Below are 3,000 nucleotides of genomic sequence, written 5' to 3'. Positions count from 1 at the left end.
AAAGATAAACCTTAATATAGGCATGTCGCTGGGCGGTTTATATAGATCAGTGCAGAAAACAATAGAAACAAGCAACACAAAATCTCCTAAACCCTTAAAAATAAAAGGAAATTGGAGATATAGCAGAAAGATAGATAGGTACCATTATGTCACAAGAAGCCATTGCACTCCCTGAATGCAGCAGCGAATCCCCCAGAGTTGTAAGAGAAACTGTACGCCAACAACTAAGCAGTGATATTGAAGAATTTCTAAAAAGAGGTGGTAACGTAGAACGCGTTGATAATAACGTACGAGCTGACCCGCCAAAGAAGCCGACCATGAATTATGGCTCAGCACCAATCTAAGCCAGTACTACGTTAAAAGCGATAGCAGTACCGCTTAGCTTCTTCTTTCTTCCATCGCTCTCGGTAACTTTTTCATCTAAGAATATTACCGAGAGTGATAAAAGTGAATTTAAATTCACCCTATTCGCTATTTTCCTGTAAAAAGACCTGATTATTTCTAAAAAGACATTGCAGATTTCGAAATCTATGCGACAATTCGCACTCACTTTGAGACCTGCCACACACTATTACCGTCTCAAGGCACTCGCTTTTTTGTAGTCATGCACCTAAATGGATTCAGGTACAGGAGAATTGGGATTTAATGGACGCCTTTACTTTAATAATAAGCTTGACGCTTGCCGTCGCCGGTTCCTTTTTATATCGAGACTATTCACGTTTTCTCCGTGGCGCATACGCTAAATACGGAAAAGTAGTGTCAATCCATCAAGTATTCTCTAGCCTTACTTCTCATGCCGACAATAGTACTAGCCAAACCTACGTTAAAAATGGTTTTTACCCTGTCATTGAGTACCCGCATGAAGGAGGCCCGGTTCGCTTTACCGCAATTGACCACTTAGCCTCAGGCAACTTCCACGTTGGCGACAAAGTAAAACTTCGTATTCTCAAAACTCGCCGCAAACACTCACGTACTTGCAAAACTTTTATTGCACTGATATCAATGATTAGCTTGCTAAGCCTAGGCATGATAGGTGCTGCAATAACCAGCAGCATCTATATTTCATTTGGGCAGGTTCTACTTGCCTCAATGGTAATTGCTGCAAGTTTATCAATTATGGTTTTATATCAGCGCGACCAAGACCAGCATTACATTCACGAACTGAGCCATACTAAAAGCGGCCGAGCACAACTATGCATACCTGAACCCGCTGCTTTTAGGCACTGGAAGTCTGCGCTACAAGACCCTGTTCAACGAATAAAAATTCGCGGTTCACAATTATGCGGCGCGACCTGCATAGGCTCCGCACTTGTTATGCTAAGCATCGCTTTAATCCCAAGCATTCAATTATTACTTAAGCTAAGCATATAAGCGTACCTAGATCTCGAGTTCCCTGTATTTAGCGAAAAGCAAAATACTTCCAAAAATCCAGCCCCAGTTGACTTGCGTTATAGCCTTTCCTTCGGCATACCTGCTAATCTTAAGCACATAATATTTTTGATGATTGCCGGAGATAAAAAGTGTTTTCACCCAGCCAACGACAATTCCCTAACAGCCGACTCCGTCGCATGCGCTTTCAAGACTTTTCCCGTCGCTTGATGCAGGAAAATACACTAACAGCCAATGACCTGATTTACCCCATGTTTATTCTTGAAGGTGTAAATAAACGCGAAGCTGTTAGCTCTATGCCCGGCGTTGAACGCCTGAGTATTGACCTACTACTAAAAGAGGCGCAGCAGCTACTAGAGCTTGGTATCCCCGCCGTCGCACTATTTCCCGTCACCCCGAGTAATGCCAAGTCTCTTGATGCCAAAGAAGCTTGGAACCCCGAGGGCCTAGCCCAAAGAGCTGTACGAGCACTAAAAAAGGAATATCCGGAGCTGGGCGTGATTACCGACGTTGCCTTAGACCCCTTTACAACCCACGGCCAAGACGGAATTATCGATGATGATGGATATGTATTAAACGATATTACCGTTAACGCATTAGTTAAGCAGGCTTTGTCACACGCAGAGGCCGGAGCAGACATCGTTGCACCTTCAGATATGATGGATGGCCGAATCGCTGCGATTCGCAAAGAACTGGAAGCCGCAGGCCATATCAATACCTCTATACTTGCCTACTCCGCTAAGTATGCCTCTTCTTATTATGGTCCTTTTCGCGACGCAGTAGGCTCTGCTGGCAACTTAGGTAAAGCAGATAAAAAGACTTACCAAATGGACCCGGCCAATTCTGATGAAGCCTTGCACGAGGTCGCCATGGACCTTCAGGAAGGTGCCGACATGGTTATGATCAAGCCAGGCATGCCCTATCTCGATATTGTTTACCGTATCAAGACTGAACTCAAAGCGCCGACCTTCGTCTATCAAGTGAGTGGTGAGTATGCGATGCATATGGCCGCAATAGAAAATGGCTGGCTAGACAAGGATAAAATTATTCTAGAGTCACTACTTTGTATCAAGCGCGCTGGCGCCGATGCAATTCTGACTTATTTTGCCAAGGACGCTGCGAAACTTCTTAGCAAAGGATAAAGATGTAACAATGTTCAGCTAGAATGGATTATCGCCCCTTTTAAAATACTTGGAGAATACAGACAACAATGAGCACGACGCATGACGAGCAAACAGCAAATAATGAGCTCCCTGCTATAGACCTCCTTAACCACGAATACTACGTGAACAGGGAACTAAGCCATCTGCAGTTCAACCATCGCGTGCTCAAACAAACGATTGATACATCGCACCCTCTCCTCAACCGTCTGATGTTTAGCTGCATATTCAGTAGCAACATGGATGAGTTTTTTGAAATTCGTGTGGCCGGCCTAAAACATCAGATCAAATTTGGTCGGGAGACAATTGGGCCTGACGGACTAAGCCCTGAACAAACCCTAGAAAAAATCAAACATATCGCGACAGATTTTGTTCGTGAACAGTATGAGATTTTGAATGATGTGCTTCTGCCTGAGTTAAAAAAAGAGGGGATCAGTTTTCTAAGACGCCA

General features: G+C 44.1%; 3 protein-coding genes and 1 pseudogene. All 4 read left to right on the top strand.

Annotated features, from left to right (window positions below; translation table 11 throughout):
• The first annotated feature begins 146 nt into the window (after positions 1-146).
• A complete protein-coding gene (locus A3761_RS04715) occupies positions 147-344 on the top strand; it encodes a hypothetical protein (protein WP_068513514.1) in 198 nt (65 codons plus the stop codon).
• 301 nt (positions 345-645) lie between these two features.
• Positions 646-1,371: a hypothetical protein gene (locus A3761_RS04705; RefSeq protein WP_068513508.1), complete on the top strand. Its 726-nt coding sequence runs from the start codon at positions 646-648 to the stop codon at positions 1,369-1,371.
• Positions 1,372-1,520: 149 nt separating this feature from the next.
• Positions 1,521-2,531 (top strand): porphobilinogen synthase, encoded by a 1,011-nt coding sequence (gene hemB / locus A3761_RS04700; protein WP_082865402.1) that lies wholly within the window; start codon positions 1,521-1,523, stop codon positions 2,529-2,531.
• 68 nt (positions 2,532-2,599) lie between these two features.
• Positions 2,600-3,000, top strand: a pseudogene (locus A3761_RS04695) (RNA degradosome polyphosphate kinase); the annotation flags it as partial.

Source organism: Oleiphilus sp. HI0123, from assembly GCF_001635315.1.
The sequence above is the reverse complement of the archived record's forward strand: the minus strand, read 5'-3'. Positions and strand labels throughout refer to the sequence as shown.

What these genes read in the sequence shown, in the direction of transcription:
- A3761_RS04715 (WP_068513514.1), top strand. Translation starts at nt 147, where the DNA reads ATGTCACAAGAAGCCATTGCACTCCCTGAATGCAGCAGCGAATCCCCC.
- A3761_RS04705 (WP_068513508.1), top strand. Translation starts at nt 646, where the DNA reads ATGGACGCCTTTACTTTAATAATAAGCTTGACGCTTGCCGTCGCCGGT.